Source organism: Pseudomonas sp. B22129 (assembly GCF_044218875.1).
In the GTDB taxonomy this organism is placed as follows: Bacteria; Pseudomonadota; Gammaproteobacteria; order Pseudomonadales; family Pseudomonadaceae; genus Aquipseudomonas.
Genome location: NZ_CP162592.1, coordinates 2,527,619 through 2,552,459 on the forward strand (window position 1 = coordinate 2,527,619; position 24,841 = coordinate 2,552,459).

The 24,841-nt window shown below is 59.2% G+C and carries 26 protein-coding genes; 12 read left to right on the forward strand and 14 right to left on the reverse strand.

Annotation, left to right across the window (positions count from 1 at the left end; translation table 11 throughout):
- Nucleotides 1-69 precede the first annotated feature (69 nt).
- On the reverse strand, nt 70-1,617 hold the full coding sequence (gene norR, locus AB4P94_RS11450) for a nitric oxide reductase transcriptional regulator NorR (RefSeq protein ID WP_395610607.1): 1,548 nt from the start codon (nt 1,615-1,617) through the stop codon (nt 70-72).
- Between the two features lie 147 nt (nt 1,618-1,764).
- Here norR and hmpA point away from each other — a divergent pair, with 147 nt between their 5' ends.
- Together hmpA and AB4P94_RS11460 are read left to right on the forward strand one after the other, a co-directional pair.
- The gene (gene hmpA, locus AB4P94_RS11455) at nt 1,765-2,946 is read left to right on the forward strand and encodes an NO-inducible flavohemoprotein (RefSeq protein ID WP_395610608.1); all 1,182 of its coding nucleotides are present in this window, start codon (nt 1,765-1,767) and stop codon (nt 2,944-2,946) included.
- Nucleotides 2,947-3,155: 209 nt separating this feature from the next.
- Nucleotides 3,156-3,662 carry a disulfide bond formation protein B gene (locus tag AB4P94_RS11460; RefSeq protein WP_395610609.1) on the forward strand — a complete coding sequence of 169 codons (507 nt, stop codon included), beginning with the start codon at nt 3,156-3,158 and terminating at the stop codon, nt 3,660-3,662.
- Between the two features lie 474 nt (nt 3,663-4,136).
- Here AB4P94_RS11460 and AB4P94_RS11465 read toward each other — a convergent pair whose 3' ends face one another.
- A complete protein-coding gene (locus AB4P94_RS11465; protein WP_395610610.1) occupies nt 4,137-4,427 on the reverse strand; it encodes a hypothetical protein in 291 nt (96 codons plus the stop codon).
- Nucleotides 4,428-4,454: 27 nt separating this feature from the next.
- On the opposite strand from AB4P94_RS11465, the gene cyoA reads away from it, so the two are divergent.
- The 6 genes from cyoA (at nt 4,455) to queC (ending at nt 10,090) form a co-directional block, all read left to right on the forward strand.
- The gene (gene cyoA, locus AB4P94_RS11470) at nt 4,455-5,396 is read left to right on the forward strand and encodes a ubiquinol oxidase subunit II (protein WP_395611321.1); all 942 of its coding nucleotides are present in this window, start codon (nt 4,455-4,457) and stop codon (nt 5,394-5,396) included.
- Nucleotides 5,397-5,399: 3 nt separating this feature from the next.
- The gene (gene cyoB, locus AB4P94_RS11475; protein ID WP_395610611.1) at nt 5,400-7,418 is read left to right on the forward strand and encodes a cytochrome o ubiquinol oxidase subunit I; all 2,019 of its coding nucleotides are present in this window, start codon (nt 5,400-5,402) and stop codon (nt 7,416-7,418) included.
- A 3-nt stretch (nt 7,419-7,421) separates the two neighbouring features.
- A complete protein-coding gene (locus AB4P94_RS11480) occupies nt 7,422-8,048 on the forward strand; it encodes a cytochrome o ubiquinol oxidase subunit III (RefSeq protein ID WP_056858318.1) in 627 nt (208 codons plus the stop codon).
- Nucleotides 8,048-8,389, forward strand: a complete 342-nt coding sequence (gene cyoD, locus AB4P94_RS11485; RefSeq protein ID WP_010206434.1) for a cytochrome o ubiquinol oxidase subunit IV — start codon at nt 8,048-8,050, stop codon at nt 8,387-8,389. Before AB4P94_RS11480 ends, cyoD begins: the two co-directional genes overlap by 1 nt.
- Nucleotides 8,390-8,400: 11 nt before the next feature.
- Nucleotides 8,401-9,288 (forward strand): heme o synthase, encoded by an 888-nt coding sequence (gene cyoE, locus AB4P94_RS11490; protein ID WP_016971085.1) that lies wholly within the window; start codon nt 8,401-8,403, stop codon nt 9,286-9,288.
- Nucleotides 9,289-9,391: 103 nt separating this feature from the next.
- Nucleotides 9,392-10,090, forward strand: a complete 699-nt coding sequence (queC, locus tag AB4P94_RS11495) for a 7-cyano-7-deazaguanine synthase QueC (protein ID WP_395610612.1) — start codon at nt 9,392-9,394, stop codon at nt 10,088-10,090.
- A 151-nt stretch (nt 10,091-10,241) separates the two neighbouring features.
- Here the strand turns inward: queC and AB4P94_RS11500 are convergent, their stop codons facing one another.
- Nucleotides 10,242-11,120 carry a queuosine precursor transporter gene (locus tag AB4P94_RS11500; protein WP_395610613.1) on the reverse strand — a complete coding sequence of 293 codons (879 nt, stop codon included), beginning with the start codon at nt 11,118-11,120 and terminating at the stop codon, nt 10,242-10,244.
- The gene (locus AB4P94_RS11505) at nt 11,107-11,712 is read right to left on the reverse strand and encodes a helix-turn-helix transcriptional regulator (protein ID WP_395610614.1); all 606 of its coding nucleotides are present in this window, start codon (nt 11,710-11,712) and stop codon (nt 11,107-11,109) included. The genes AB4P94_RS11500 and AB4P94_RS11505 overlap by 14 nt, the downstream gene beginning before the upstream one ends.
- 266 nt (nt 11,713-11,978) lie before the next feature.
- Here AB4P94_RS11505 and glyA point away from each other — a divergent pair, with 266 nt between their 5' ends.
- The 3 genes from glyA (at nt 11,979) to AB4P94_RS11520 (ending at nt 15,469) form a co-directional block, all read left to right on the forward strand.
- Nucleotides 11,979-13,334 (forward strand): serine hydroxymethyltransferase, encoded by a 1,356-nt coding sequence (gene glyA / locus AB4P94_RS11510; protein WP_395610615.1) that lies wholly within the window; start codon nt 11,979-11,981, stop codon nt 13,332-13,334.
- 92 nt (nt 13,335-13,426) lie between these two features.
- Nucleotides 13,427-14,125, forward strand: a complete 699-nt coding sequence (locus AB4P94_RS11515) for a LuxR C-terminal-related transcriptional regulator (RefSeq protein WP_395610616.1) — start codon at nt 13,427-13,429, stop codon at nt 14,123-14,125.
- A 144-nt stretch (nt 14,126-14,269) separates the two neighbouring features.
- Nucleotides 14,270-15,469 carry an MFS transporter gene (locus tag AB4P94_RS11520; RefSeq protein ID WP_395610617.1) on the forward strand — a complete coding sequence of 400 codons (1,200 nt, stop codon included), beginning with the start codon at nt 14,270-14,272 and terminating at the stop codon, nt 15,467-15,469.
- A gap of 35 nt (nt 15,470-15,504) precedes the next feature.
- Here the strand turns inward: AB4P94_RS11520 and AB4P94_RS11525 are convergent, their stop codons facing one another.
- The 6 genes from AB4P94_RS11525 to AB4P94_RS11550 form a co-directional block, all read right to left on the reverse strand.
- A complete protein-coding gene (locus AB4P94_RS11525) occupies nt 15,505-16,221 on the reverse strand; it encodes a hypothetical protein (protein WP_395610618.1) in 717 nt (238 codons plus the stop codon).
- 72 nt (nt 16,222-16,293) lie between these two features.
- Nucleotides 16,294-16,797 (reverse strand): DUF6622 family protein, encoded by a 504-nt coding sequence (locus tag AB4P94_RS11530; protein ID WP_395610619.1) that lies wholly within the window; start codon nt 16,795-16,797, stop codon nt 16,294-16,296.
- Nucleotides 16,798-16,847: 50 nt separating this feature from the next.
- Nucleotides 16,848-17,102: a Txe/YoeB family addiction module toxin gene (locus tag AB4P94_RS11535; protein ID WP_033896222.1), complete on the reverse strand. Its 255-nt coding sequence runs from the start codon at nt 17,100-17,102 to the stop codon at nt 16,848-16,850.
- Entirely contained in the window at nt 17,099-17,353 is a 255-nt protein-coding gene (locus AB4P94_RS11540) for a type II toxin-antitoxin system prevent-host-death family antitoxin (RefSeq protein ID WP_395610620.1), read from the reverse strand. Before AB4P94_RS11540 ends, AB4P94_RS11535 begins: the two co-directional genes overlap by 4 nt.
- Nucleotides 17,354-17,461: 108 nt before the next feature.
- Nucleotides 17,462-18,712 (reverse strand): aspartate aminotransferase family protein, encoded by a 1,251-nt coding sequence (locus AB4P94_RS11545; RefSeq protein WP_395610621.1) that lies wholly within the window; start codon nt 18,710-18,712, stop codon nt 17,462-17,464.
- 88 nt (nt 18,713-18,800) lie between these two features.
- Nucleotides 18,801-19,694, reverse strand: coding sequence for a LysR substrate-binding domain-containing protein (locus AB4P94_RS11550; RefSeq protein WP_395610622.1), 894 nt, complete (start codon nt 19,692-19,694; stop codon nt 18,801-18,803).
- A gap of 144 nt (nt 19,695-19,838) precedes the next feature.
- Between AB4P94_RS11550 and AB4P94_RS11555 the strand changes: the two genes are divergently transcribed.
- Nucleotides 19,839-20,867 carry an amino acid ABC transporter substrate-binding protein gene (locus tag AB4P94_RS11555; protein ID WP_395610623.1) on the forward strand — a complete coding sequence of 343 codons (1,029 nt, stop codon included), beginning with the start codon at nt 19,839-19,841 and terminating at the stop codon, nt 20,865-20,867.
- Here the strand turns inward: AB4P94_RS11555 and AB4P94_RS11560 are convergent, their stop codons facing one another.
- The 4 genes from AB4P94_RS11560 to AB4P94_RS11575 all read right to left on the reverse strand — a co-directional run bounded on the left by AB4P94_RS11560 (nt 20,868) and on the right by AB4P94_RS11575 (nt 24,816).
- Nucleotides 20,868-21,881, reverse strand: coding sequence for a diguanylate cyclase domain-containing protein (locus AB4P94_RS11560; RefSeq protein WP_395610624.1), 1,014 nt, complete (start codon nt 21,879-21,881; stop codon nt 20,868-20,870).
- Between the two features lie 190 nt (nt 21,882-22,071).
- On the reverse strand, nt 22,072-22,380 hold the full coding sequence (locus AB4P94_RS11565) for a Fis family transcriptional regulator (protein ID WP_395610625.1): 309 nt from the start codon (nt 22,378-22,380) through the stop codon (nt 22,072-22,074).
- A gap of 8 nt (nt 22,381-22,388) precedes the next feature.
- Entirely contained in the window at nt 22,389-22,730 is a 342-nt protein-coding gene (locus AB4P94_RS11570) for a type II toxin-antitoxin system RelE/ParE family toxin (protein WP_395610626.1), read from the reverse strand.
- A 190-nt stretch (nt 22,731-22,920) separates the two neighbouring features.
- Nucleotides 22,921-24,816 (reverse strand): alkaline phosphatase D family protein, encoded by a 1,896-nt coding sequence (locus AB4P94_RS11575; protein WP_395610627.1) that lies wholly within the window; start codon nt 24,814-24,816, stop codon nt 22,921-22,923.
- Nucleotides 24,817-24,841: the final 25 nt, after the last annotated feature.

Below are 24,841 nucleotides of genomic sequence, written 5' to 3' on the forward strand. Positions count from 1 at the left end.
GCACATGTATTGACTGGTCTACCGCTTTCGCGAGCAAGCCCGCTCCCACATTTGTGCTGTGGTGGCCTTCTATTTGAGGCCCAAACGCTTGGCCATGCGCCCGAGGTTGGCGCGGTCCAGGCCCAGTTCGCGGGCGGCGCTGGCCCAGTTGTGCTGGTGACGTTCCAGGCAGGCGCTGATGACCTGGCGCTGATAATGCTCGGTGGCCTGGCGCAGGTCACCTGTGACGAGAGGGGCTGGCTCGGCCGGTGCTTCAATCACCGGCGGCGCGCTTACATCAGGCAAGTCCAGGTCCTGCGCACTCAAGCTCAAAATCTTCGGACGTTCGCGACAGTTTCCCAGGGCTTTCAGCGCGCTGCGTCCGATCAAATGTTCCAGCTCGCGCACATTGCCGGGCCAGTTGTAGGCCAGCAGCGCCGATTGCGCGTCGCTTGTCAGGCGCAAGCTGCCCAACCCCATGCGTGAGCGGTTCTGCTCCAGGAAAAACCCGGCCAGCAGCAACACATCGCGCCCGCGTTCGCGCAGTGCCGGTACTTGCAACGGGTACACGCTGAGGCGGTGGTAGAAGTCCGCGCGGTAGCGGCCGTTGCGCACTTCTTCGGCGAGGTCGCGGTTGGTGGCGGCGATCAGGCGCACATCCACCTGATGTTCCTTGTCCGAGCCCAGGCGCTGCAGTTGGCCACTTTGCAACACACGCAACAGCTTGGCCTGTACGGTCAGCGACAACTCGCCGACCTCGTCCAGAAACAAGGTGCCGCCATTGGCCAACTCGAACTTGCCCCGGCGCTCATTCAGCGCGCCGGTAAAGGCGCCGCGCACGTGGCCGAACAGCTCGCTTTCCACCAGGGTTTCCGGCAGGGCGGCGCAGTTGAGGCTGATCAGCGGTTTATCGGCGCGTGATGACGCGGCGTGGATGGCTTGGGCAACCAGCTCCTTGCCCACCCCGGTTTCGCCGGTGATCAGCACGGTCAGGTCGCTGCTGCCCACCAGCTTGATTTCCTCCACAAGACGCTTGTGTGCCTTGCTTTGGCCGATCATTTCCTTGTGCTGCTGGCCGCTGGCCTGGCGGTAAATTTCGGCGCGTTGGTGCTCATCTTCGGCGCGCAGGGCCAGGCGCTCGATACGTTCGGCAACGTTGACCGTGGCTGCTGCAAGGCTGGCGAAGGCTTGCAAGGCGTCCAGTTCGACACGCTCGAAACGCTCGGTGTCGAGTGCATCGAGGGTCAGCAGGCCCCAGGGTTTGTCGTCGATAAACAGCGGGCAGCCCATACAGTCATGGACCTCGAGATGGCCGTGCAGGCCATCGACCAGGCCGTCGTAGGGGTCGGGCAATTCGCTGTCGCTGTCGAAGCGGGTAGGGCCGGGGCCTTCGAGCAATACCTCAAAGCGCGGATGTTCGCTGACCTTGAAGCGCCGGCCAAGCGTGTCGGGGCTCAAACCATCCACCGCCAGCGGCACCAGCCATTCGCCATCCAGGCGCAATAAGGCGGCGGCGTCGCACGGCAGCAGGGCGCGCATGGCGTGCAGCAGGCGGCGGTAGCGCTCGCCTTCGGGCAGTTCGCGGGACAGGTCGGCGACCAGGGGCAGCAGGGTGGTGAGCAGCGATTGCGCAGTCATAATGACTCCTTGTAGTCCTTATGACTATAAGGTGTGGGAAGTCATACTGACTACACAATGTTTAAGCTGTTGAAAAATAAAGACTTATAAGTTGGCATGAATACTGAGTCACTCAAGGCAATCAGTAAATAGACTCAGGAGTCTGCCATGCTTAGTGCCCAAGACCGTGCCATCGTCAAATCCACTGTGCCCCTGCTGGAAAGCGGCGGCGAAGCGCTGATCACTCATTTTTACCGGATGATGCTTTCTGAGTACCCGCAAGTTCGCCCGCTGTTCAACCAGGCGCACCAGGCCAGCGGCGACCAGCCCCGCGCCTTGGCCAACGGCGTGCTGATGTACGCGCGGCACATCGACCAGCTCGACCAGTTGGGCGACCTGGTGGCCAAGATCATCAACAAACACGTGGCGCTGCAGATTCTGCCGGAGCACTACCCGATCGTCGGTGCCTGCCTGCTGCGCGCCATTTCCGAAGTGCTGGGTGACGAGATCGCCACGCCTGAAGTGATGAGTGCCTGGGGCGCCGCCTATGGCCAACTGGCGGACATTCTGATCGGTGCCGAAGCTGCCATCTACGACGAGAAAGCCCAGGCACCGGGCGGCTGGCGCGGGGCGCGGCCGTTCATTCTGGTCAAGCGCGTGGAGGAGAGTGACGAAATCATCTCCTTCTATTTTGCCCCGGTGGACAACGGCCCGATCCTGGCCGCCGCGCCGGGCCAGTACATCGGCATGAAGCTGGTGCTCGATGGCGAAGAAGTGCGCCGCAACTATTCCTTGTCGGCCCTGAGCGATGCCGGGCTGTACCGCATCAGTGTCAAGCGCGAAGCCGGTGGGCGGGTGTCCAACTACCTGCACGACCAGATGCACGTCGGCGCGACTATCGACCTGTTCCCGCCATCGGGCGAGTTCACCCTGGCTGCCAGCGACAAGCCGTTGGTGCTGATCAGCGGCGGGGTGGGCATTACGCCAACATTGCCTATGCTTGAAGCCGCCCTGGCTAGCCAGCGCCCGGTGCACTTTATTCACTGCGCGAGAAATGGCGGGGTGCATGCGTTTCGTGATTGGGTGGACGGATTGGCCGCCAAGCACCCGCAGCTCAAGCGCTTCTACTGCTATGCCGAGGATGATGGCGTGAGCCCTGCGGCGGATAAGGTCGGCATGCTCAGCCAGGAGCAACTGGCCGAGTGGTTGCCTGAGCAGCGTGACCTGGACGCTTATTTCCTGGGGCCTAAAGGTTTCATGGCGGCGGTCAAGCGCCACCTCAAGGCGTTGGGCGTCCCGGACAAACAGGCCCGCTATGAGTTCTTCGGCCCGGCTTCGGCATTGGAATAACGCGGTCAAGAATGTGGGAGCGGGCTTGCTCGCGAAAGCGGTGGATCAGTCACTTATAAGTCGACTGACACGCCGCCTTCGCGAGCAAGCCCGCTCCCACATTTGCTTATCTATTCCTCCAGATTAATCCTCATTTAACCCCCTTCTGTTTTAACCATGCTCTGTGTGTAAACTTGCCGGCATTGGCACAATGACAAAGGGATACGGGGATGAGTGACGAATTGCGTTTGGGCAGGGAGCGGCGCTTTCTGGTGTTGCTGGGCATCATCTGCCTGGCGCTGATCGGCGGGGCGCTGTACATGCAGGTGGTGTTGGGCGAGGCGCCTTGCCCGCTGTGCATCCTGCAACGCTATGCCTTGCTGCTGATCGCGATCTTTGCGTTTATCGGCGCCGCCATGCGTAAAAAAGGCGCGGTCACCCTGTTTGAAGGGTTGGTAGTGCTCAGCGCCCTGGGGGGCGTGGCTGCGGCCGGCCACCACGTTTACACCCAGTTCTTCCCCGAAGTCAGCTGCGGCATCGACGTGCTGCAACCGATTGTTGATGACCTGCCACTGGCCAAGGTCTTCCCTCTGGGCTTCCAGGTCGATGGCTTCTGCAGCACGCCTTACCCGCCGATCCTGGGCCTGTCCCTGGCGCAATGGGCGCTGGTGGCGTTCGTGCTGACGGTGATCCTGGTGCCGCTGGGTATTTACCGTAACCGCCAACGCAACGCCTGAGACGATTCAACGAAACGCCCCGGTCCTTCTTGATGGAAGGCCGGGGCGTTTTGCATTGTGGGGATTTGTGAAAGGGCTGTGACGAGGGGCAACTTCAGGTGCGCGCAGCGTGCGACATGTTGTCACACGGACACTGCCGCAGGACGTTTCTGACGCGCCGAAACGGCCCATAAATTTGCATCAACCGGCCAAATTGTGCTGTCAGTTCGTGGTTTGAAAGACAACGCAAAGCGCACAGGGTTCCAGCACTTGGCTGATGTCCGAATGCCTTGTTTTATGGGGACTTGGATCCGTTTGCGATGCCCTTACAGCGTGTAAGGGAAGGAGCCTGGCCGCTAATAACACGGCAATTTTTGTGGTTTTTGTTGCGAATCCAACGCGATAAGATCGCAAACCTTTGCGGGAATGGTGAAGGATTATTGCTGTAATCGATAAAAATTATTTCTTTATAAGACATGGTTTATACATCGCTAGCTAACTACAATCGCCCGCACTGAATGTCCGGTGCTGTTCAATATTTGAGCATTGGAGCGGTCGAGGGGCAGATGGATGGCTCTGTGCGACCCCAGGTTCCGGCAGCCTTTCAACTTTCCGCACCAAATGGAATTGGTCTGTAACAAGGCCTTTAACCACGAAATCGAATAAGAACTCACCGCAGGTCCGTGAAACGTATAGATATGGCGTGACGGGCAGGCTCTTATTCAATCGAAGAGAAATGCCAACCCTTGGCAGGGTGAAGTGTTGGCGATCAAAACCCAACTGCATTGCGCAAGCTGCTTTAGAGGTCGTGAGATGAGTAAAAACAGGTACCCCCGATTACTAGGCTTTTTGCCGCTGATTGGCATGCTGTTAATGCTGGGAGGCTGCAAGTGGACCTTGATGGACCCAAAAGGACAGATCGGTCTGGATCAACGAAACCTGATCATCACCGCTACCCTGCTGATGCTGCTGGTCGTGGTCCCTGTGATCATCATGACCTTCGCCTTCGCCTGGAAATACCGCGCGTCGAACACCAGCGCTACCTATGCGCCGAAGTGGTCGCACTCCACCAAGATTGAAATCGCGGTGTGGCTGGTCCCGGTCCTCATCATCATCGCCCTGGGTTACATCACCTATAAATCGACCCACGAGCTGGACCCGTACCGTCCGCTGGAATCCGACGTCAAGCCGATCAACATCGAAGTGGTCGCGCTGGACTGGAAGTGGCTGTTCATCTACCCGGACCTGGGTATCGCCACCGTCAACGAGATCCAGTTCCCGGAAAACACCCCGCTTAACTTCCGGATCACCTCCGACGCCGTGATGAACTCGTTCTTCATCCCTGCTCTGGGCGGCCAGATCTATGCGATGGCAGGCATGCAGACCCGCCTGCACCTGATCGCCAACGAAAAAGCTGAAATGGAAGGCATCTCCGCTAACTACAGCGGCGCTGGCTTCACCGGCATGAAATTCAAAGCGATCTCGACGAGCCAGGAAGATTTCAACGCCTGGGTAGCCGCAGTCAAGGCCGCACCTAAACAGCTTGATCAAGCTGAATACGACGCCCTGACCAAACCAAGCCAGAACAACCCGGTCGCCCTGTACTCCGCGTTTGAGCCGGACCTGTTTCAGAAAATCGTCGACAAGTACGAAGGTATGAAGCCAGGCAAGCCGATCGAGCACGAGAAGAAAGAAGTGGCCGCGGTTGAAGGTTCTGACACGGGCTCGCATTCAACTGCTGGGGCAGAGGAGTAAACGATGTTTGGTAAATTAAGTTGGGATGCGGTCCCGTTCCACGAGCCGATCGTGATGGTGACCATCGCCATGATCGCGCTGGGTGGTCTGGCACTGTTTGCTGCAATCACGTATTTCAAGAAATGGACCTACCTGTGGACCGAGTGGCTGACGTCTGTCGACCACAAGAAAATCGGTGTCATGTACGTCATCGTTGCCATGGTCATGCTGCTGCGTGGTTTTGCCGACGCCATCATGATGCGTACCCAGTTGGCCATGGCCACCGAGGGTTCGCCTGGCTACCTGCCGCCTGAACACTATGACCAGATCTTCACCGCTCACGGTGTGATCATGATCATCTTCATGGCGATGCCATTCTTCACCGGCCTGATGAACCTTGCCTTGCCGCTGCAGATCGGTGCGCGTGACGTTGCCTACCCGTTCCTGAACTCCCTGAGCTTCTGGCTGCTGGTGTCCGGCGTTGTGCTGATCAACCTGTCCCTGGGCGTCGGCGAATTCGCCAAGACCGGCTGGGTTGCGTATCCGCCGTTGTCGGGTATCCAGTACAGCCCTGGCGTGGGTGTGGACTACTACATCTGGGCGCTACAGTTATCAGGGCTCGGGACGACATTGACGGGGGTCAACTTCCTGGCCACCGTCCTTAAAATGCGCGCCCCTGGCATGAAACTGATGGACATGCCGATCTTCACCTGGACCTGCACCTGGGCCAACGTCCTGATCGTGGCTTCGTTCCCGATCCTGGCCGCTACCATGGCGCTGCTGTCGCTTGACCGTTACCTGGATTTCCACATTTTCACCAACGAACTTGGTGGCAATCCAATGATGTACGTGAACCTGTTCTGGGCATGGGGGCACCCTGAGGTGTACATCCTGATCCTGCCAGCGTTCGGTATCTTCTCTGAAGTGATCTCGACCTTTACCGGCAAACGCCTGTTCGGTCACCACTCGATGGTTTACGCATCGGGCGCAATCTCTGTACTGGGCTTCATGGTGTGGCTGCACCACTTCTTCACCATGGGCTCGGGGGCCAGCGTCAACGCCTTCTTCGGCCTGGCGACAATGCTCATTTCCATCCCGACGGGGGTGAAGCTATTCAACTGGCTATTCACCATCTACCACGGCCGTTTGCGCATCACCAGCCAGGTTCTGTGGACCCTGGGCTTCATGGTGACCTTCGCCATCGGCGGCATGACTGGCGTACTGCTGGCCATCCCGGGTGCTGACTTCGTACTGCACAACAGCCTGTTCGTGATCGCTCACTTCCACAACGTGATCATCGGTGGTGCTGTATTCGGCTACATCGCCGGTTTCAGCTTCTACTTCCCGAAAGCGTTCGGCTTCAAGCTGCACGAAGGTTGGGGTAAAGCAGCGTTCTGGTTCTGGATCTCGGGCTTCTTCGTCGCGTTCATGCCGCTCTATGCACTGGGCTTCATGGGCATGACCCGTCGTCTGAACGCTACCACCAACCCTGAGTGGGTGCCGTACCTGTACGTCGCCATGTTCGGTGCGTTGATGATCGCTGCCGGTATCGCCTGCCAGCTGATCCAGCTGTACGTGAGTGTCCGTGACCGTAAGCAGAACGCTTGCGACTCCGGCGACCCATGGAATGGCCACACCCTGGAATGGTCGACTTCCTCGCCACCGCCGTTCTACAACTTCGCCGTGATCCCTACCGCGAACACGATCGATGCCTTCACCGAAGCCAAGGAAGACGGTACTGCGTACCAGAAACCGAAGCACTACGAGCCGATCCACATGCCGAACAACACCGCCACTGGCGTGGTGATGGGTGCGCTGTTGACCGTGTTCGGTTTCGCGATGATCTGGCACATCTGGTGGCTGGCAATCGTGGGCCTGGTGGGCACCATCGGTTACTTCATCATTCACGCTGCCCGTGATGATCAAGGCTACATGGTGCCGGTCGAGACGATCGAACGCATCGAAGCCGAGCAACACGCTCGCCTGGTAGCCGAGAAGAAGATTCCGGCCAACCGTGTAGAAACCTCGTTGGAACAGGCTTAAACCATGTCGAACTTAGTGACCAATGCTGGACACGCCCATGTCGATGACCATGGGCACGATGACCATCACCACGACTCGGGGCCAATGACCGTCTTCGGTTTCTGGCTCTACCTGATGACCGACTGCATCTTGTTTGCGTCGATCTTCGCGGTGTACGCGGTACTGGTAAACAACGTAGCGGGTGGCCCGTCGGGCCACGACATCTTCGAACTGCCTTACGTGCTCGGCGAAACCGCCTTGCTGTTGTTCAGTTCGATCACCTACGGCTTCGCCATGCTGGCCTTCTACAAGGGCAGCAAGAAAGGCGTACTGAGCTGGTTGGCACTGACCTTCCTGTTCGGCCTGGGCTTCATCGGCATGGAGATCAACGAGTTCCACCTGCTGATCTCCGAAGGCTACGGCCCGCACCGTTCCGGCTTCCTGTCCGCGTTCTTCACGCTGGTAGGCACCCACGGTCTGCACGTTTCTGCCGGCCTGCTGTGGATGGCGGTGATGATGTATCAGGTCAATAAACACGGCCTGACCAACACCAACAAGACTCGCCTGAGCTGCCTGAGCCTGTTCTGGCACTTCCTGGACGTGGTCTGGATCTGCGTATTCACCGTCGTTTACTTGATGGGGACTCTGTAATGGCTAATGCACACTCCCATGACCATGACAGCCATGATGCGAGCCACGGCAGCGTAAAGTCTTACGCTATCGGCTTCATCCTGTCGGTCATCCTGACCCTGATCCCGTTCGGCCTGGTGATGTACCCGACCCTGCCGAAGTCGATCACCTTGATGATCGTGCTGGCCTTCGCGGTGATTCAGGTTCTGGTTCACCTGGTGTACTTCCTGCACCTGGACCGTTCCAAAGAGCAACGCGATAACGTGATTGCGTTCGTGTTCGCAGGTCTTGTGATCCTGCTGCTGGTTGGCCTGTCGATATGGATCATGTTCAGCATCCATACGTTCATGATGGCGAAGTGAGGTAAGACCCGATGTCGCTTAAGCACTTTATCCAAATCACCAAACCGGGGATCATTTTCGGTAACGTGCTTTCTGTGGCAGGCGGTTTCTTCCTGGCCTCCAAGGGACATGTCGATCTGGCCATTTTCCTGGCTGCGATGATCGGCACCTCCCTGGTGGTAGCTTCCGGTTGTGTCTTCAACAACTGCATCGACCGCGACATTGACATCAAGATGGAACGCACCAAGAACCGCGTGCTGGTGCAGGGCCTTATCTCCCTGAAACTCGCACTGCTGTTCGCGACCGTCCTGGGTGTTGCCGGTGTAGCCCTGTTGTACAAGGTGGCCAACCCGTTGGCGGCGCTGTTTGCCGTGATCGGCTTTGTCATCTACGTCGGCCTTTACAGCCTGTACCTCAAGCGCAAGTCGGTTCACGGCACGCTGGTGGGCAGCCTGTCGGGGGCGATGCCGCCGGTGATTGGTTATGTGGCTGTAACCAATAGCTTCGACATGGCCGCGCTGGTGCTGCTGGTGATGTTCAGCCTGTGGCAGATGCCGCACTCGTATGCCATCGCGATCTTCCGCTTCAATGACTACCTGGCGGCCTCGATTCCGGTTCTGCCGGTTAAACGTGGCATTCAAGTGGCCAAGAAACACATCCTGCTCTACATCTTGGCCTTCCTCGTGGCGACCTTGATGTTGACCTTCAGTGGCTACGCCGGCATGAGCTACCTCGCCGTCGCGGCGGCCATGGGCATGTACTGGTTGTACATGGCCTGGACCGGCTACAAGGCGGTGGATGACACCGTCTGGGCGCGCAAGCTGTTCGTGTTCTCGATCTTCACCATCACCGCGCTGAGCGTGATGATGTCTCTGGATTTCCAGGTACCCAAAGAGCTGTTGCTGACCTACGCACACTGAGTCACTGAGTATTAAAAAACCCCGCCTTCGAAAGAAGCGCGGGGTTTTTTATGGCCGGGCCTTTAAACTATTCCCACATTTTTCAACTGCAGGAAGCAACGCAATGACCAAAAAAGCCGTGATGGTGTTCAGTGGCGGGCAGGATTCGACGACCTGCCTGATCCAGGCACTGGCGCTGTATGACGAAGTGCACTGCATCACCTTTGATTATGGCCAGCGCCATGTGGCGGAAGTAGAAGTCGCGCAGCAGCTCGCCAAACAATTGGGTGCCACCGTGCACAAAGTGATGGATGTGTCCTTGCTCAACGAGCTGGCCATCAGCAGCCTGACCCGCGACAACATCCCCGTGCCGACGGTGAACAGCTCAGGCGACAGCCTGCCAAGCACCTTTGTGCCGGGCCGCAATATCCTGTTTCTGACCCTGGCGTCGATCTACGCCTATCAGGTAAAGGCTGAAGCCGTCATCACCGGCGTGTGCGAAACCGACTTCTCGGGTTACCCGGATTGCCGCGACGAGTTCGTCAAAGCCCTGAACAAGGCGCTGGAACTGGGCATGGAATACACGCTGCGCCTGGACACACCGCTGATGTGGCTGAACAAGGCCGAGACCTGGGCACTGGCCGACTACCACAACAGCCTCGACCTGGTACGCGAACAGACCCTGACTTGCTACAACGGCATCATCGGCACCGGCTGCGGCAATTGCGACGCGTGCAACCTGCGTGCGCGCGGTTTGAATGAGTATTTGCAGGACAAGGCGGCTGTGATGCAGAGCCTGAAGGGTAAGTTGCAGCTGAGCTAGCGTGTAGGGGCGTAAGCTGTACTCGGTCAAAATGTGGGAGCGGGCTTGCTCGCGAATGCGGTGTGTCAGTTACAGATGAATTGACTGACCTACCGCATTCGCGAGCAAGCCCGCTCCCACATTTAGATCACATTAACCAACCTATTAACGGTCAGGCAGCAGTACCGGTAATCCAGCGCTTGAACAACGCACGCGCGCCATAGGCGGGCAGGATGTTGAAGAACGCAAAACCGACTTTGATCGCGATCTGCACGTAGATCATGCTCAGGATGTCGCTGGTCTGCATCGCGCCGTAAAAGGCGATAAAGCAGAACAGGAAACTGTCGATGATCACCGCGAAGAACGTACTGAGGAAAATACGCAGGTACAGGTATTTGGAGTTGGTCAGTTCCTTGATCTTGCACAGCAAGTAGGAGTTGATGTTCTCGGACACCAAAAACGACACCGAAGACGCCACCAGTACCGACGACACTTGAATGATCACGTCATTGTAAGGCCCGTCGAGTTTCCAGCCTGGCAGCCCCGGCAGGAAGGTCGAGCCGTAGAGCAGGATGATGATCATCGCGTTACTGGCAAACGCAAACAGAATGGCCCTTCTGGCCAGGCGCAGGCCGAATTGCTCGTTGAGCAAGTCCACGATCAAAAAGGTCAGCGGGTAGAGAAACGTGCCCGGCGTGACGATGATGCCCATCGACTCCAGGTAAATCGGTTTGGTCGCGGCAATGCTGGTGAAGATATAAAACGTGAACAGCAACAGGTTCAGGATGATGTAGATCATCCAGGAGTTTTCATTACGGTCGTTTATGTCATAGGCCGTGAGTGTCCCTCCCTGTGAATAAAACTTTTTGTACATGCTCTTAACTTCCATTTTATTGAGGTTGTCCATTATTTCGCTGTTGATGACTTCACTCAGCTTGATCTTGATGACCTTGCCGGTGGCAATCACCATGATCACCGCCAGGCTTTTTTCATTCTCAAAACCCAGCAGTTTGTATTTGCTGTTTTCCAGGCCCGCTTCATACGTGGTCATTGAAGCGCTCCTCGATGATATCGCCGACCACACACAGGCGGTCTGAGCTGGCGCATGCTTCAAGGGTGATGAACATCTTCTTGGTGGCCCGGTCGTACACCAGCTTTTCTTTGCCGGGGCTCGACACGCCTTTTTGCACGATCAACAAATCGCCGGGCTCATTGATGCCGGGAATCGCGCGCTCCAGGCGCACGCCGATCAGGTTGTGGGAGGCGCCGAAGTAGTAGGTCAGCGGGTACAGCGTGGCCAGCTCGCCAATGCGCTTGTCCAGGTTCTGGATAACCAGGCTTTCCTTGAGGACCGGCACGGCCGCCGGGTTCATGTTGCCTTGGGGGGAAACACTGCTTTCGATGATTTCCTTGGCTTCAAAATCGATGGTCTCGATTTCGTCATAAGACACGCCAAAGAAGTCGGAGATCTTGCGGATGGTCGACTGTTGTACGTTGACGACCTTGCCTTCCAGGATGTTGTAGATGGTGGTCCTGGTCAGGCCGGCGGCACTGCACAGCGACAGCTGCGTTTCGCCACGGCTTTTGATCAAGTACTTGATGTTGCTCTTCAAGTGCTCGGTTTTTTCCCGTCTGTGTATCACGTGCTCACCACTTCCTTTTAGTCATCACCGTCCGTTTACACGCAGCTGCACGAGGGGAGCGCCACTCCTCGGGCTTCGCGGCGGCGGGAGTGTTGCATGCGTGGGGCCCAAGAATAAAGTCCCGAATGCGTTGGCCTGGCCCTGGGGCTGAGCCACGGGCGCGCAAAAAAGAACATTTAATTTGGAAAGTGTTTAATTTCCTGTTTAATTAAACGCAGCGGTTCAGGACGAACCAACACGCAACACCAGGGAGGGGAAGCGCACCGATGGCAGCCAACACCGCACCACTCAAAGACCAGGCCGACCTGCTGCGTCGTGGCCTGGCCGATCTGCGCGCCGAAGACCCGGAGCTCGCGAGCCTCCTGGATGCTGAAGTCTTCCGGCAGCACAACACCCTGTCTCTGGTGTCGTCGTCCAGTACCGTCAAGCCAAGCACGTTGGTTGCCTGTGCTTCGGTGTTGGTCAACGTGACGGCCGAAGGCATGCCGGGCAAACGCCACCGCCCCGGCTGCGAGCAGGTCGATCGGGTCGAAGCCCTGGCCATCCGCCGGGCGCGCGAGCTGTTCGACGCTCACTACGCCAGCGTGCAGTCGCATTCGGCTTCCAATGCAATCGCCCAAGTACTCTCGGCGCTGCTTGAACCCGGTGACACCTTGCTCGGCATGGCCCATGACCATGGTGGCGATCTCACCCTCGGCAGCCCTGCGGTGTTCACCGGCGCTTATTACAAGGCCATTCGCTACGGCACCACGCCTGAAGGCCTGATCGACTATGAGCAGGTGCGCAGCCTGGCGCTGGCCCATCGCCCGCGCATCATCCTGTGCGGCGCTTCAGCCTATTCGCGGGTGGTGGATTTCGAACGCTTGCGTGCGATTGCCGATGAGGCGGGCGCGATCCTGCTTGCCGACATTTCCCACATCGCCGGGCTGGTGGCGACCGGGCGGCATCCGAACCCGATCAACGCAGCCCACGTCACGGTGACCTGCACCCACAAGCAGTTGGGCGGGCCCCGAGGCGGGCTGATTCTGTCCGGCCGCGAGGCTGATACCAAGGTGCCTGGCTTGCGCTCGACGTTCAGCCGCGTCCTTGATCAAGCCGTGTTCCCCCGCATGCAGGGCGCGCCGGCGGTGAACCTGATCGCAGCCAAGGCGGCGGCGTTGGGTTACGCGAAATCAGCCGAGTTCGACGCCTGTATGGGCCGGGTTCGCACGCTGGCCGACGAAATGGCCCACGGGTTTCAAACCCATGGTTATGAGGTGGTGGGCGGGCGCAGCGAGAATCACACGGTGCTGATCCGCCTGAGTGGCGCCATGACCGGCGCCATTGCCGAGGCGGCACTCGAACGTTGCGGTATCGTGGTGAGCAAGCGCAGTGTGCCGGGGGAGATGCGCCCGGCGGCTGTCACCAGCGGCCTGTGCATGGGCAGTGGCTCGATGGCGCAACGCCGGATCGACCGCGACGGCTGCCGCCAGGTAGTCGAGTTGGTGTGCCTGGTACTCGACAGCGTGACACCCCTGGGCGAGCAGGATTACCACCTGGAACCTGCGGTGCGCGAGCAACTGCGTGCCGAGGTGCAAGCCCTGTGCGCCCGTTACCCCATCGCCGACTACCTTGAGGGCTGATTGAATCCGTGGTGGGTGTGCCTGGGCTGTCTGGACAGGCCCGCCGGGCATGCTTCATGCTCGCCTCTGTTGAAGGATCAAGGACGAGACCCATGCGCCGCGATGGCCAACCCGACAAAAACGCGCCCCTGTTGCCCGACGACGTGCGCCAACTGCTCGATACCGAGCTGAGCCGCCGTGGCTTGGGGCATTTCGAGGTCTACCAGTGCGGGCCGCCGCTGGAAGAAGCGCAGATTATTTCCAACTACCCCGACGCGCTGGAGCCCTCCGACAGCGCCGATGATTTCTACCGGCGCGGCGAACTGGTGTCGCTGACCCGCAAGCGCATCAAACCGTTCTTCTGGAGTGACGAAAACCTCTTGGCTGACGAGGCGGTGCCGGTGCCTGGCCCATGCAAGCCGGTGGGCGAGGGCGCGAGTTTCATCGTGCATGGCAATCAGGGGTTTTATTCGGTGCTCAACCTGTGCAGCTTCGGTGAAGACCAACAGTTTCGTGAGACGGTGCTGGCCCACCAGAGTGAACTGCAGATGCTGCTGGTGTCGGTCTACGACGAGGCGCTGGAAACGCGTGCACCCGCCGAACCCCCCAGCGTTCTGACGCCGCGCGAAACCGAGGTGCTGTCCTGGGCCAGCCTTGGCAAAACCTACAATGAAGTGGCGCTGTTGACCTCGATGACCTCGCACACGGTCAAGTTTCACATGAAAAATATCTTCGCCAAACTGGAGGTCAGCAACGGCAAGTCGGCGATCCGCAAGGCCCTGCAATTGGGCTATATCCGCCACCCGTCCTAGGTGTACCTGTCCTTTTGGGCAGCTTGTTGGTCGGTCGGTGGTGCTTTAGGTTCCGCAGCTATTGAGTTCGACGCCGGATACGCCGGGGTCGCCATTGCGAAGGGACTTCCCCATGACACATCACCGCCACCGCGAGCCCCGCTGATGGGCACCTTCCACGCCCTGCGCAGCCTGAATACCCGGTTGCAATCGCTGTTCATGATCACACTGGTGTTCCGCATGGGCACCCTGGCATTTCCCTTTTACGCGGCGTACCTGATCCATCAACACGCGATATCGCCGGGCACCGCCGGGCTGCTGGTGGGGGTGTACGGTGCAGGGGCGTTGTGCACTGACCTGATCATCGGCCCTGTGATCAGACGTTTCTCGGCCAACCGCGTGATTCTCGGCTCCCTGTTGTTCAATGCTGTGTTGCTGCTGGTCATCCCGGCGGTGGGCAACCCCTTCGCACTCTGTGTGTTGTCGTTTCTCTGGGGCGCCTGCTACGAAGCGTTCACACCGGCGACGTTTTCCGAGACGGTGGCGAACAGCACGCTTGAGACGCGCAAAGTGGCGTTTTCCTGCAACCGGCTGGCGATCAATATCGGCATGGCCATCGGGCCACTGCTGGGCAGCCTGGTGTTCCTGCATCACGCTGATGCAGTGTTTTATATCAACGCGGCCTTGTCGCTGATGGCCTTTGCAGCGTGCCTGCGCTTCGGGCGCTCACGAACGGTGCCGCAAGACGTGCCTGCCGCGGGCAAGGGCGCTGGCTTGCCTGAGGCGGCGCCCCACGAGCGCTCGAGGCTGCTGGTGATCCTGCTGGCGGCCCTGCCGGTGCACATTGCGTATGCGTTGCCGCCGACCTTTCTGTCGGCCTACATCATCAACTACACCCAACTGCCGACGTACTACGTGGGCGTGCTGTTTTTCATCAACGCGGCGCTGGTGATCCTGTTTGAAGTGCCGATCAACCTGCGCATGGCACACCTGTCGAGCAGCCGCTCGCTGGTGGCGGGCTTCCTGTTGGCCGGCGTGGGGTTCTTTTTGATGGGCTTCGGCGAGGTGGGCGCGTTGCTGATGCTGGCGACGGTGCTGTGGAGCCTGGGCGAGATGATCGTGTTCCCGGGCATCACCCACTACGTCAGCAGTATTTCCAGCCGCGCCACGGTGGACCGCAACCTGGGTTACTACTCGGCGGGCGTGAATATTGGCGTGATGCTCGCGCCGTCGCTGGCGTTCATGTTGATGGCCCGGCCGGCGCTGCCGTCGCCGTGGTGGCTGGCGGGGTTTGTATTGCTGCTGTTCGCGGTCGCCGTGGGCGTGATGAAAAGCTCGGCGGTGTTATGGAACAAGGAGGCGTGAAGGCAGCAAGGCGTGCGCCTTGCTGCCTCAGGCGCTTACTGCGCGGCGATGGCGTAACCGTCAAAGGCACTCTGCTGCTGCAGGGCGGTGACGATGGTCTTGCGTGAAACCGGCTGCTCGACGCCGCTGTTGTCGACGAAAGTTTCGCTTTCCAGCTCGGCTTCGCTGCCTTCGCCCACAAAGGTAAACCCGAGGAATTCCAGCGCTTCACGGTCAACGTTCAGCTTGGAGCGCGGCGTGCGCAGCGGCAGGGTGACGCTGATGCCATCCTTGCTGATCACGAACACTTCGGTTTCTTTCTTGGGGCGCGAGGCTTTGGCTTTACCGGCGCTTGGGTTACTGATGGCCTGGTGGCTCTGGTTCAGCACCTTCAGGGCCAGGCCGTAGACCAGCTCCTGGAACTCGGGGTCGTCCTTGAAGCTGGAAAGGATGCGGCTGATGGAGAATTTGCTGCTGAGGTCTTCCAGGGCAGCGTTGTCAGCCGTCTCGGCGTCCTTCAACTGCTTGAGCTGGCCCATCAGGTCGTAGGCCTTGTCGTCGTCGAACGCGTCGTGGGCCTGGCGGATGGCCACGCGCAGCTCGCGGATCTGGTCGCTTTCCCTGGAGGTGTGGAACGCGTCCAGCACCATCTCGCTGATGATCTTGGCCGCTGGCACATGCTGTGAAAGATTGATGGCGTTTTCGTATTCAGCTTTGGATTGCAAGGCGGCTACGGATTCTTCGGCTGTTGGTTCGGTGTAAGAATCGGACATTGAAATTTCACTACTTCAGTAAACGGGAGACAAAAAAGCGTCGCGCATTTTCAAGGGGGGAGGGGGATCAGGTCAAGGCAGCACAATGCCCTTATCCCGGCGCAAGGCACTCAGCGCCCGTTGCAGCCGCACGGCGCGGCCGCAGAACAGACCAACGGTAAACCCCGAAACGCCGCCCACTGCGATCAGCATTTCGGGGGTGCTCAACAGCAGCGGGTGCACTGCCTGCTGATAGCCGAAGTAGTACTTCACTGCAAAGAACAGCTGCGAGATCAACAGGGTCTTCCAGGTGCCCGGAAGCACCAGGGTTTCACCATTGGCGTCCAGCCGGGCGCCGTCAGCGTTGAACAGCCACAGGCCCAGCACGCTGCCGAGCAACGCACCGCCGACCCAGGCGCTGCTCGACAGAATCGAAGGCGCCAGCGACAGCAGCGACCACACCACCAGCACCACCGGCAGAATCATCAGCGACCGGCGATTCTCACGGCCGCCCAGGCACGCCTTGATGCCGTAGTAACAAATCAGCAGGTAGACGGCGTACACCCACAGGGGCGTGCCTTGGAGGATGTCGAGCATGGCGAGCTTCCTTGCACAAAGACGTTGTTTATTATTGGGTAGGGATCGTGTCAGTAGTGATAGCGGCACATCAGGATCTGTACTTCATCATCCTCTATGCCATAAACGAGGCGATGCTCTGCGGTGATTCGCCGTGACCAGAAACCGCTCAGGTTATGCTTGAGCGGTTCAGGCTTTCCAACACCTTCAAAAGGATCTCTCTGGATGGCTTTGATCAGCAGGTTGATACGCTTTAACCCCGCCTTGTCGTTCTGTTGAAACCAGAGATAGTCGTCCCAGCCCTCAGGGGTAAAGAGTATTTTCATTCCTCGATCAGCCCCCTTGGCTTGGCTTTACCGGCTCGCAAGCTGTTGACGGAGTTGATCAGACGTTCGGCATTTTTAGGTGAGCGCAGCAGGTAGGCTGTCTCTTCAAGGGCATTGAATTCAGATAACGAGATCATCACCACGGGCTCACCTTTTTGGCGCGTAAGTAACAGTGGGATGTGATCTTCGTTGACGCGGTCCATCGTTTCAGCCAGATGAGCGCGGGCGTTGGTGTAGTTGATGGTTTCCATGATGCTGTCCTCGTGTAATGGCTTGAACGTACAGAAATACGTACAGGTCTTCAAGGGGCAGCTTATGAACGGTCACTGAGTGGCAATAACCATGGCGGATACGCATCACTACTCAAGCTGCCTCAAGCACGCCTCCAGAATATCCAGCCCTTCCTCCAGCACCGCAGGCTCAATGGTCAGCGGTGCCAGCAGGCGGATGATGTGCCGCGACTTGCCGCTGGGCATCAGCAGCAAGCCGGCCTCGCGCGCCAGGCTCAGCAATTGGGTGAGTTGTTTGGACGCGGGCGTGCCGTCGGCATTGGCCAGCTCGATGCCCCGCATGGCACCCACGCCGGTCAAGCGCCCAAGGAAAGGCGACAAACCTTGCGCACGCCAGGCTTGATAGCGACTGACGATGGCCTCTTCCTGTTGCGCGCCCCAGGTGCTCAGGTGGGCGTCGGTCATTGCGTCCAGCGTGGCCAGGGCTGCCGCGCAGGCAATCGGGTTACCGGAATAGGTGCCGCCCAGGCCGCCTTTGGGCAGGTTGTCGAGCAGGGTTTTGCGCCCGACCACCGCGCCCAGCGGCACGCCGCCTGCGATGCTTTTGCCGAGCAGGATCAGGTCCGGCTCGATGCCCAGGCGCGAGAAGGCAAAGCGTTGGCCGGTACGGCCGAAGCCGGACTGGATTTCATCGGCAATCAACAGGATGTTCTTTTCATTGCAGAAGCGGCGCAGGGCCTGGGCGAACTCGATGTCCAGGGCGAGAAAACCGCCTTCGCCCTGGACCGGTTCGATGATGAAGCAGGCGACGTCTTCTACATCGATTTCCACGCTGAACAGGCGCTCCATGGCCTTGAGTGCTTCGGCACAGGTCACGCCGTTATCCGCGCTGGGGTAGGGCAGGTGGTACACCGGGCCTGGCAGTACGCCGACCTTCTGTTTGTAGGGCGCCACCTTGCCATTGAGGTTGAGCGTGGCCAGGGTGCGCCCGTGGAAGGCCCCGTCAAACGCAATCACGGCGGTACGGCCGGTGGCACCGCGCACGATCTTCAAGGCATTTTCCGCCGCCTCCGCGCCGCTGTTGGTGAGCATGCCGCTGACGGCGTAGCCCACCGGGATAAAGTCGGTCAGGCGATCCATCAGTTCGATGTAGGGGGCGTGAGGTGCGGCGTTGAATGCGTAGTGGGTCAGCTTTGTCGCCTGATCCTGAATCGCCTTCACCACGCCGGAGTGGCAATGCCCCAGGTTGAGCACGCCGATACCGCCGACAAAGTCGATGTAGCGTTTGCCCGTGGTGTCCCAGACTTCAGCGTTCTTGCCATGGCTGAGGCTGATGGGGTGAACGATGGAAATCGACTGGCTGATGGTTTCGCGGCTCATGAATCGGGGACTCGCAATGACGGGCGTCTTTTTATCTAAGCTGCGCCACGGGCACTGCCGCAAACGAAATAAAGTCGCCGGGTCATTATTAAAAGTCGGGATGTGCCTTGATGTAACCCACCATCCAGTTCAGGAAGGCTTTGACTTTCGGGATGTCACCGGCGTGCTCGGCATGGGCGATAAAGTGCGCGCCGGCGCTGGGCATCGTGTAATGCCAGGGGATGGTCAGGCTGCCGTTGGCCAGCTCTTCGGCCACCAGGTACTGCGGCACCAGCGCCACGCCATAACCTGATTGCGCGGCGCGAATGCACATGTAGAACGTGTCGAAACGCGGCCCGTGGTAGCTGTTCTGCGAATGCAGGCCCTGCTCCAGGAACCATTCATGCCAGGCTTCGGGGCGCGAGGTGCATTGCAGCAGGGTGTGGCGTGATGAAGCATCGCTGCCCTCGGCGACAAACCCCGGTGCGCACACCGGTACCACGGCTTCGCGAAACAGCTCAATGCACGTCGCGCCCGGCCATGAACCCTGGCCGAAGAAGAAGGCAATATCGGCCTTGGCTTGCAGCACGTCGAAGGGTTCCAGTTCGTTGCGCACGTCCAGGTGAATGTTCGGGTGCCTGGCGGCGAAATCCTTGAGCTTGGGTACCAGCCAGCGATCGCCGAAGGTCGGCTGAGTGGCGATGCGCAGCACTTCGGTCTCGCCGCCATAGGTGAGGATGTAGCGGCTGGAGATGTCTACTTGATTGAGGATTTTACGCACTTCGGCCAGATACAACGCACCCGCCGGCGACAGGTACAAACGCTGGCGCACCCGTTCGAACAGGTTGTGGCAAAGCATCTCTTCAAGCTGCGCCACCTGTTTGCTCACGGCACTCTGGGTCAGGTGCAGCTCTTCGGCGGCGCGGGTAAAACTCAGGTGGCGGGCGGCGGCTTCGAAGCACTGCAGGGCCGTCATCGAAGGGGTCAAACGTTTCGAAATCATGCAGTTCATTCCAAACAGGAAGGAGCCTTTGCCTAAAGGTCGTTTGTGGCAGGCAGGTAAAGCCGTCGATACTGCCCGGCAACACTATAAACCGGCGCGGGCTGTGCGGCGCCGAATAATAAGGAATGACAGGGAGTGCCTCGCATGAAAAACCTCAAGACCACCTTGGCCGCCATCACCGCCGCTGCCGCCTTGGGCCTGGCTGCCAGCGCTCACGCCGGTGCGACGCTGGACGCGATCCAGAAAAAGGGCTTTATCCAGTGTGGCGTCAGCGATGGCCTGCCGGGCTTCGGCGTGCCGGACAGCACCGGCAAGATGACCGGCATCGATGTGGACGTGTGCCACGCCATCGCGGCCGCCGTGTTCGGCGATGCGTCGAAGGTCAAGTTCAGCCAGTTGACCGCCAAGGAGCGTTTCACCGCGTTGCAATCGGGTGAAGTCGACGTGATCTCGCGCAACACCACCTGGACCAGCTCTCGCGATGCCGGCATGGGCCTGGTGTTCACCGGCGTGACCTACTACGACGGCATCGGCTTTCTGGTGAACAACAAGCTGGGCGTCACCGCCGCCAAGCAACTGGACGGCGCCACCGTGTGCCTGCAGGCCGGCACGACCACCGAACTCAACGTCGCTGACTATTTCCGCACCCACAGCCTGAAGTACACGCCCATCACCTTCGACACCGCCGACGAAAGCGCCAAGGGCCTGGAGTCCGGGCGCTGCGACGTGCTGACCACCGACCAGTCGGGCCTCTACGCGCAACGCATCAAGATGGCCCACCCCGACGAGTTCGTGGTGCTACCGGAGGTGATTTCCAAAGAACCGCTGGGGCCCTTGGTACGCAAAGGCGATGACGAGTGGTTCAGCATCGTCAAATGGACGCTGTTCGCCATGCTCAATGCCGAGGAAATGGGCATCAACTCCAAAAACGTCGAAGAGCAGGCCAAGACCACCAAGAATCCGGACATTGCACGGCTGTTGGGCGCCGACGGCGAATACGGCAAAGACCTGAAGCTGCGCAAGGATTGGGTGGTGCAGATCGTCAAGCAAGTGGGCAACTACGATGAGGTGTTCGAACGCAATATCGGCCAGGGCAGCGTGCTGAAGATCAAGCGCGGGCTGAATGCGCTGTGGAGCAACGGGGGCATCCAGTACGCGCCGCCGGTACGCTGATCAGTCCGACACCGTGTCCTTTCCTGCCGCCTTGGCCCGATACAGCGCCTGATCGGCACGCGCCATCAAGGCGGCAGGGGTTTCACCGCTACACCGTGTCACGACACCCAGGCTCAGGGTCACTTTGAAGTCACCCACGGCGCAGACCTGTGTGATGTGCTGTCGAATCCGTTCCGCCAAGGCTTTCGCATCGTCAAGGCTGCTGTCGGGTAGGACCACCATGAATTCGTCGCCACCCCAGCGTGCCAGCAGGTCACCCGGGCGCATGCAGTCCTCCAGGCTTTTCACCACGCGCATCAGCGTTTGATCGCCCACGGCGTGGCCATGCTTGTCATTGATCGGCTTGAAGTCATCGATATCCATGGCGACCAACGCCAATGGCAGTCGGAAGCGCTCGGCGCGATCACATTCTTCCAGCAGCACTTTATCCAGGCGATAGCGGTTGGCGATGAGCGTCAAGGTGTCACGCTCGGCCAGGGAGCGGTTTTCATCGAGTTGCACTTGCAGTTGCTGGTTGACCCGCGACAGTTCGCGCGTGCGCTCGGCCACCAATGCCTCAAGGGACTGGTTGCGCTGTTCAAGCTGTTCGATGGAGCTTTTGCGCAGATGAATATCGCGGTGGGCCCCCACCATGCGTGCCACTGAGCCGTCGGGGTTACGTGCAATGACGTAGCCACGGTCTTCAATCCACAGGTAGGTGCCGTCTTCCTTGCGGCAGCGGTATTCGGTTCTGTAGTGGGGGGCGCGCTGGCAGATGTAGTCATCAAACACCCTCATGACATGGGGGTAGTCTTCAGGGTGGATCACGCTTTCCCAGGTGTGCACGTTGTTATCCAGGGAGTGGCGGGGGTAGCCAAGCATTTCGTACCAGCCCGGGTTGCGGTACACAAAGCCGGTATTGGCGTTCCAGTCCCAGATCCCGTCGCTGACCAACTCCATGACGGCGTGCAGCATGTCTGAATTGAGGTCGGAAAAGTCATTCCTCAATGGGCTGTCATCAGATGTATCGTCCATCCTCTTGCTTCCCTGCGTGCGCTGGCTTTGAAGGCCAATCTTCGTTGACGCCCAGACTCCGTGGCTGACGTTACTTTACAACGGGGGCGGCTGGGTTTGAATAGGAGGGATGTGCTGCTTTAGTGGGGTGGCGGTGAACTGATCCGTTGTTCGATGCCGCAAGGTCGTCGCGATCACTGCCCTCGATGCATTAAATCACCGAGGGGCTTGCATCATTATCAGGCACAAGGCGCACTTCTACCCGTTGACCCAATGCTCTGGCCGCGCTTGCAAGCGTGGCCAAAGTCATGCCTGCATCGTTTTGATCCAGTGCTCTATCTACGGCTGTGCGACTGGTGTGCATGCGTTCTGCCAACGCCTTTTTACTGACTTTTTGCGCTTTCATTGCTTCTGCCAATTGCCATGCGATGACACGCTTCAATGCGGCGGCGGTCACTTCTTCCAGAAGCCCTTCGTCGCTGAGGAAGTCATCGAGGCTGGAGCCGATATGTTTGTTCATGGGGGACCTCATAGCTTGCTCTTTCGATGCTTTGCGGAGTTCAGGTCGACTAACGGAGTTTTTTGACTTTTTTTGATGAAACCGTGCAGTAGCACCATTTCGCTATTCACTAACGTAAAGATGACACGTGCGATGTTCACATCCAGGTCGGTTCGAATCTCCCAAAGTCGATGCTCCAGCTTGCGTACGAGTGGCATTCCCAGCGGCCAACCCAATTGAACGGACTTGATGTCAGTGCCTATGAGTCGCCTTGATTCCCTGGGCAGTTCCGTCAGCCACTCCCGCACGGGCTCGTTGCCCGCCTGCGTTCGAAAAAAAACAACACTCAGCACAACAGGTAGATCGTTCACAGAGAGTGCACCAAAATAGGTTCATGTGGCAATCGGCGATTGATAAGGTTTTCGCAAAGACCAGCCGGAGCCTGACACTTTCTTCAAGGCGTGAGGGTGTTGAAAATTTTCAGGAAATTTCCATAAAAAACAGAGTTTTGTGAAGTTTCCGGGAGGCGGGTAAGAGTAAGTTTTTGCATGTGTAGGAAACTTAGTCGGGCGCAACCATCCTCGTCCTCGGCCTTCCATCCGCGTTGTGCTGGTAAATCGCCTCTGGCTGGCCCCGTTCATTGAAAAACACCTGGCCGATCCCCGCCGAGTTCCACAGCCGCTCTCCCGCTTGGGCATGCTCGGGAATATGCGGCACGACCTCCATGGCTCGGCGGCGGGTGAACCCGTTAAGCGGCGAACGCGGTGAGTAGAGCCAGCGGTTGAGGCGGTCAAACCACTCCAGCAGGCGCGGGGGGAATTCATTCTTGATGCCGCTGCTGGTGATCTGCCAGATCCTGGGGCCGGCGTTGCGGTGGCGGATCAGCACTTCATAGACGAACGAGTAATGCACGTCACCCGACAGGATCACGTAGTTCCCGGGCGTGCGTGAGTGGCGGAAAATGTTGAGAATCACCTGGGCCGCGCCGCGATGGGCCATCCAGTTTTCGGCGTCTACCAGCAGCGGGTGGCCGCACCAACTGAAGACCTTTTGCACGGTCTCGATCAGCTTGACGCCAAAGACCGGCGCCGGGGAGACGATAATGGCCGAGGGATGATCCAGCAGGGCTTGTTGCAGTTCGCTTAAGGCTTCCCAGTCGAGCAAGCCGGAGGGTTGCTTGAGGGTGAATTCGCTGCGCCAGCGCCGGGTACGTGTGTCGAGTACCACCAGCGCGGGCGTGGTGGGCAGCACGTAGTGCCATTGCTGAAACTGCAACAGGGCTTCGATCAGCTCATCCTGCGCGGCCGCATTGAGAGGGGCATTTTGCACCCCGGTCGTCAGCGCCCGGGTTTGGCTGACCAGCTCGGCAAACACCTGCGGCTGGTTACCCCAGCCCTGACACAGCAGGTACGCGAGCAAGGCGTTGCCGATGATGCGCTTGGAAAACGGGTGGCCGTAGGCCGTTTGCTCCCACTGGGCGCTGAGGTTCCAGTCATCGGTGATGTCGTGGTCGTCAAAGATCATCAGGGTCGGCAGATGGGCAAATACCCGCGCGACGCCCGGCAGCCCGTCGCGAAAGTGTTCAACCTGCACCTGTTCGCGGGTATAGCGTGCCTGTTCCTCACGACTCAATTGCGGTGGTTGCGGTGTGATCAGTGCCCAGGGCGTGGGCGACCACACCAGCAAGTACATCGCGATCACTTCAGCCAATGTCACCAGGTGATTGTCCGCAGTGCTGCTGGTGAAAATCGGCTTTTTCACCCCGCCGAAAAACCGTTCGCGCAAGGTCTCGTTGCTGTCCAGTGCCGGTAGCAGGTCGGCGCGATGGTAATAGCTGGCGCGATGCCCGTAGAGGCCGGCGCTGTCGTCCACCACCGCGCCTTCCAGGTATTCGTCAAACAGCCCCAGGCGCGCGATCAGTGCGTGAATCGCCCGCAGCATGGGGCCTGCGACATCGTCGGCGTAAATCTGGTCGCCGCTCATCATCAACAGAGCCGGGCGTTCGGCCGGGGTGCGCGCATCAGCCAGCAGGCGGTCGACGCACAGCAAACCTTCGTCGGCGCGGTGATGGGGTTTGCGGCAGGAACCGTGGACCAGTTGATGGATACGGCTGTGCAACACGAAATTCGGGTAGCCGGTATCCGTGTGCAAAAGGTGCGGCGCCCATTCGGCGATGCCGCTGCCTTCGGTCAGCAGGTCATAGCCGATCACCACGTCCTGAGGCAGCGCGTCGTCCAGCGGTACGTCAATCAAATGAATGAAGGCGTGGCGCCCCACCGGCACGACCTGGCATTGGCCTTGATCCAGCATGATCTCAATGGTCTGGCCTTCGAGGTATAGCCTGAGCGTCAACGCCAGTTCACGGCTGCCCGCCAGCCACAGCACCAGACGCCGGGGTTCGAGGCGGCGCAGCAGTGGCCCGGCGAGGACGGCGGGCAGTGTGTCGGTGTTTGGCATGCAGGCAAAGGTTCCAGGCAGGATC

Bases quoted from the DNA above. Each gene is read 5' to 3' on its own strand.
- norR (WP_395610607.1), bottom strand. From the start codon at position 1,617: ATGACTGCGCAATCGCTGCTCACCACCCTGCTGCCCCTGGTCGCCGAC.
- hmpA (WP_395610608.1), top strand. From the start codon at position 1,765: ATGCTTAGTGCCCAAGACCGTGCCATCGTCAAATCCACTGTGCCCCTG.
- AB4P94_RS11460 (WP_395610609.1), top strand. From the start codon at position 3,156: ATGAGTGACGAATTGCGTTTGGGCAGGGAGCGGCGCTTTCTGGTGTTG.
- AB4P94_RS11465 (WP_395610610.1), bottom strand. From the start codon at position 4,427: ATGCAGTTGGGTTTTGATCGCCAACACTTCACCCTGCCAAGGGTTGGC.
- cyoA (WP_395611321.1), top strand. From the start codon at position 4,455: ATGAGTAAAAACAGGTACCCCCGATTACTAGGCTTTTTGCCGCTGATT.
- cyoB (WP_395610611.1), top strand. From the start codon at position 5,400: ATGTTTGGTAAATTAAGTTGGGATGCGGTCCCGTTCCACGAGCCGATC.
- AB4P94_RS11480 (WP_056858318.1), top strand. From the start codon at position 7,422: ATGTCGAACTTAGTGACCAATGCTGGACACGCCCATGTCGATGACCAT.
- cyoD (WP_010206434.1), top strand. From the start codon at position 8,048: ATGGCTAATGCACACTCCCATGACCATGACAGCCATGATGCGAGCCAC.
- cyoE (WP_016971085.1), top strand. From the start codon at position 8,401: ATGTCGCTTAAGCACTTTATCCAAATCACCAAACCGGGGATCATTTTC.
- queC (WP_395610612.1), top strand. From the start codon at position 9,392: ATGACCAAAAAAGCCGTGATGGTGTTCAGTGGCGGGCAGGATTCGACG.
- AB4P94_RS11500 (WP_395610613.1), bottom strand. From the start codon at position 11,120: ATGACCACGTATGAAGCGGGCCTGGAAAACAGCAAATACAAACTGCTG.
- glyA (WP_395610615.1), top strand. From the start codon at position 11,979: ATGGCAGCCAACACCGCACCACTCAAAGACCAGGCCGACCTGCTGCGT.
- AB4P94_RS11515 (WP_395610616.1), top strand. From the start codon at position 13,427: ATGCGCCGCGATGGCCAACCCGACAAAAACGCGCCCCTGTTGCCCGAC.
- AB4P94_RS11520 (WP_395610617.1), top strand. From the start codon at position 14,270: ATGGGCACCTTCCACGCCCTGCGCAGCCTGAATACCCGGTTGCAATCG.
- AB4P94_RS11525 (WP_395610618.1), bottom strand. From the start codon at position 16,221: ATGTCCGATTCTTACACCGAACCAACAGCCGAAGAATCCGTAGCCGCC.
- AB4P94_RS11530 (WP_395610619.1), bottom strand. From the start codon at position 16,797: ATGCTCGACATCCTCCAAGGCACGCCCCTGTGGGTGTACGCCGTCTAC.
- AB4P94_RS11535 (WP_033896222.1), bottom strand. From the start codon at position 17,102: ATGAAAATACTCTTTACCCCTGAGGGCTGGGACGACTATCTCTGGTTT.
- AB4P94_RS11540 (WP_395610620.1), bottom strand. From the start codon at position 17,353: ATGGAAACCATCAACTACACCAACGCCCGCGCTCATCTGGCTGAAACG.
- AB4P94_RS11545 (WP_395610621.1), bottom strand. From the start codon at position 18,712: ATGAGCCGCGAAACCATCAGCCAGTCGATTTCCATCGTTCACCCCATC.
- AB4P94_RS11550 (WP_395610622.1), bottom strand. From the start codon at position 19,694: ATGATTTCGAAACGTTTGACCCCTTCGATGACGGCCCTGCAGTGCTTC.
- AB4P94_RS11555 (WP_395610623.1), top strand. From the start codon at position 19,839: ATGAAAAACCTCAAGACCACCTTGGCCGCCATCACCGCCGCTGCCGCC.
- AB4P94_RS11560 (WP_395610624.1), bottom strand. From the start codon at position 21,881: ATGGACGATACATCTGATGACAGCCCATTGAGGAATGACTTTTCCGAC.
- AB4P94_RS11565 (WP_395610625.1), bottom strand. From the start codon at position 22,380: ATGAACAAACATATCGGCTCCAGCCTCGATGACTTCCTCAGCGACGAA.
- AB4P94_RS11575 (WP_395610627.1), bottom strand. From the start codon at position 24,816: ATGCCAAACACCGACACACTGCCCGCCGTCCTCGCCGGGCCACTGCTG.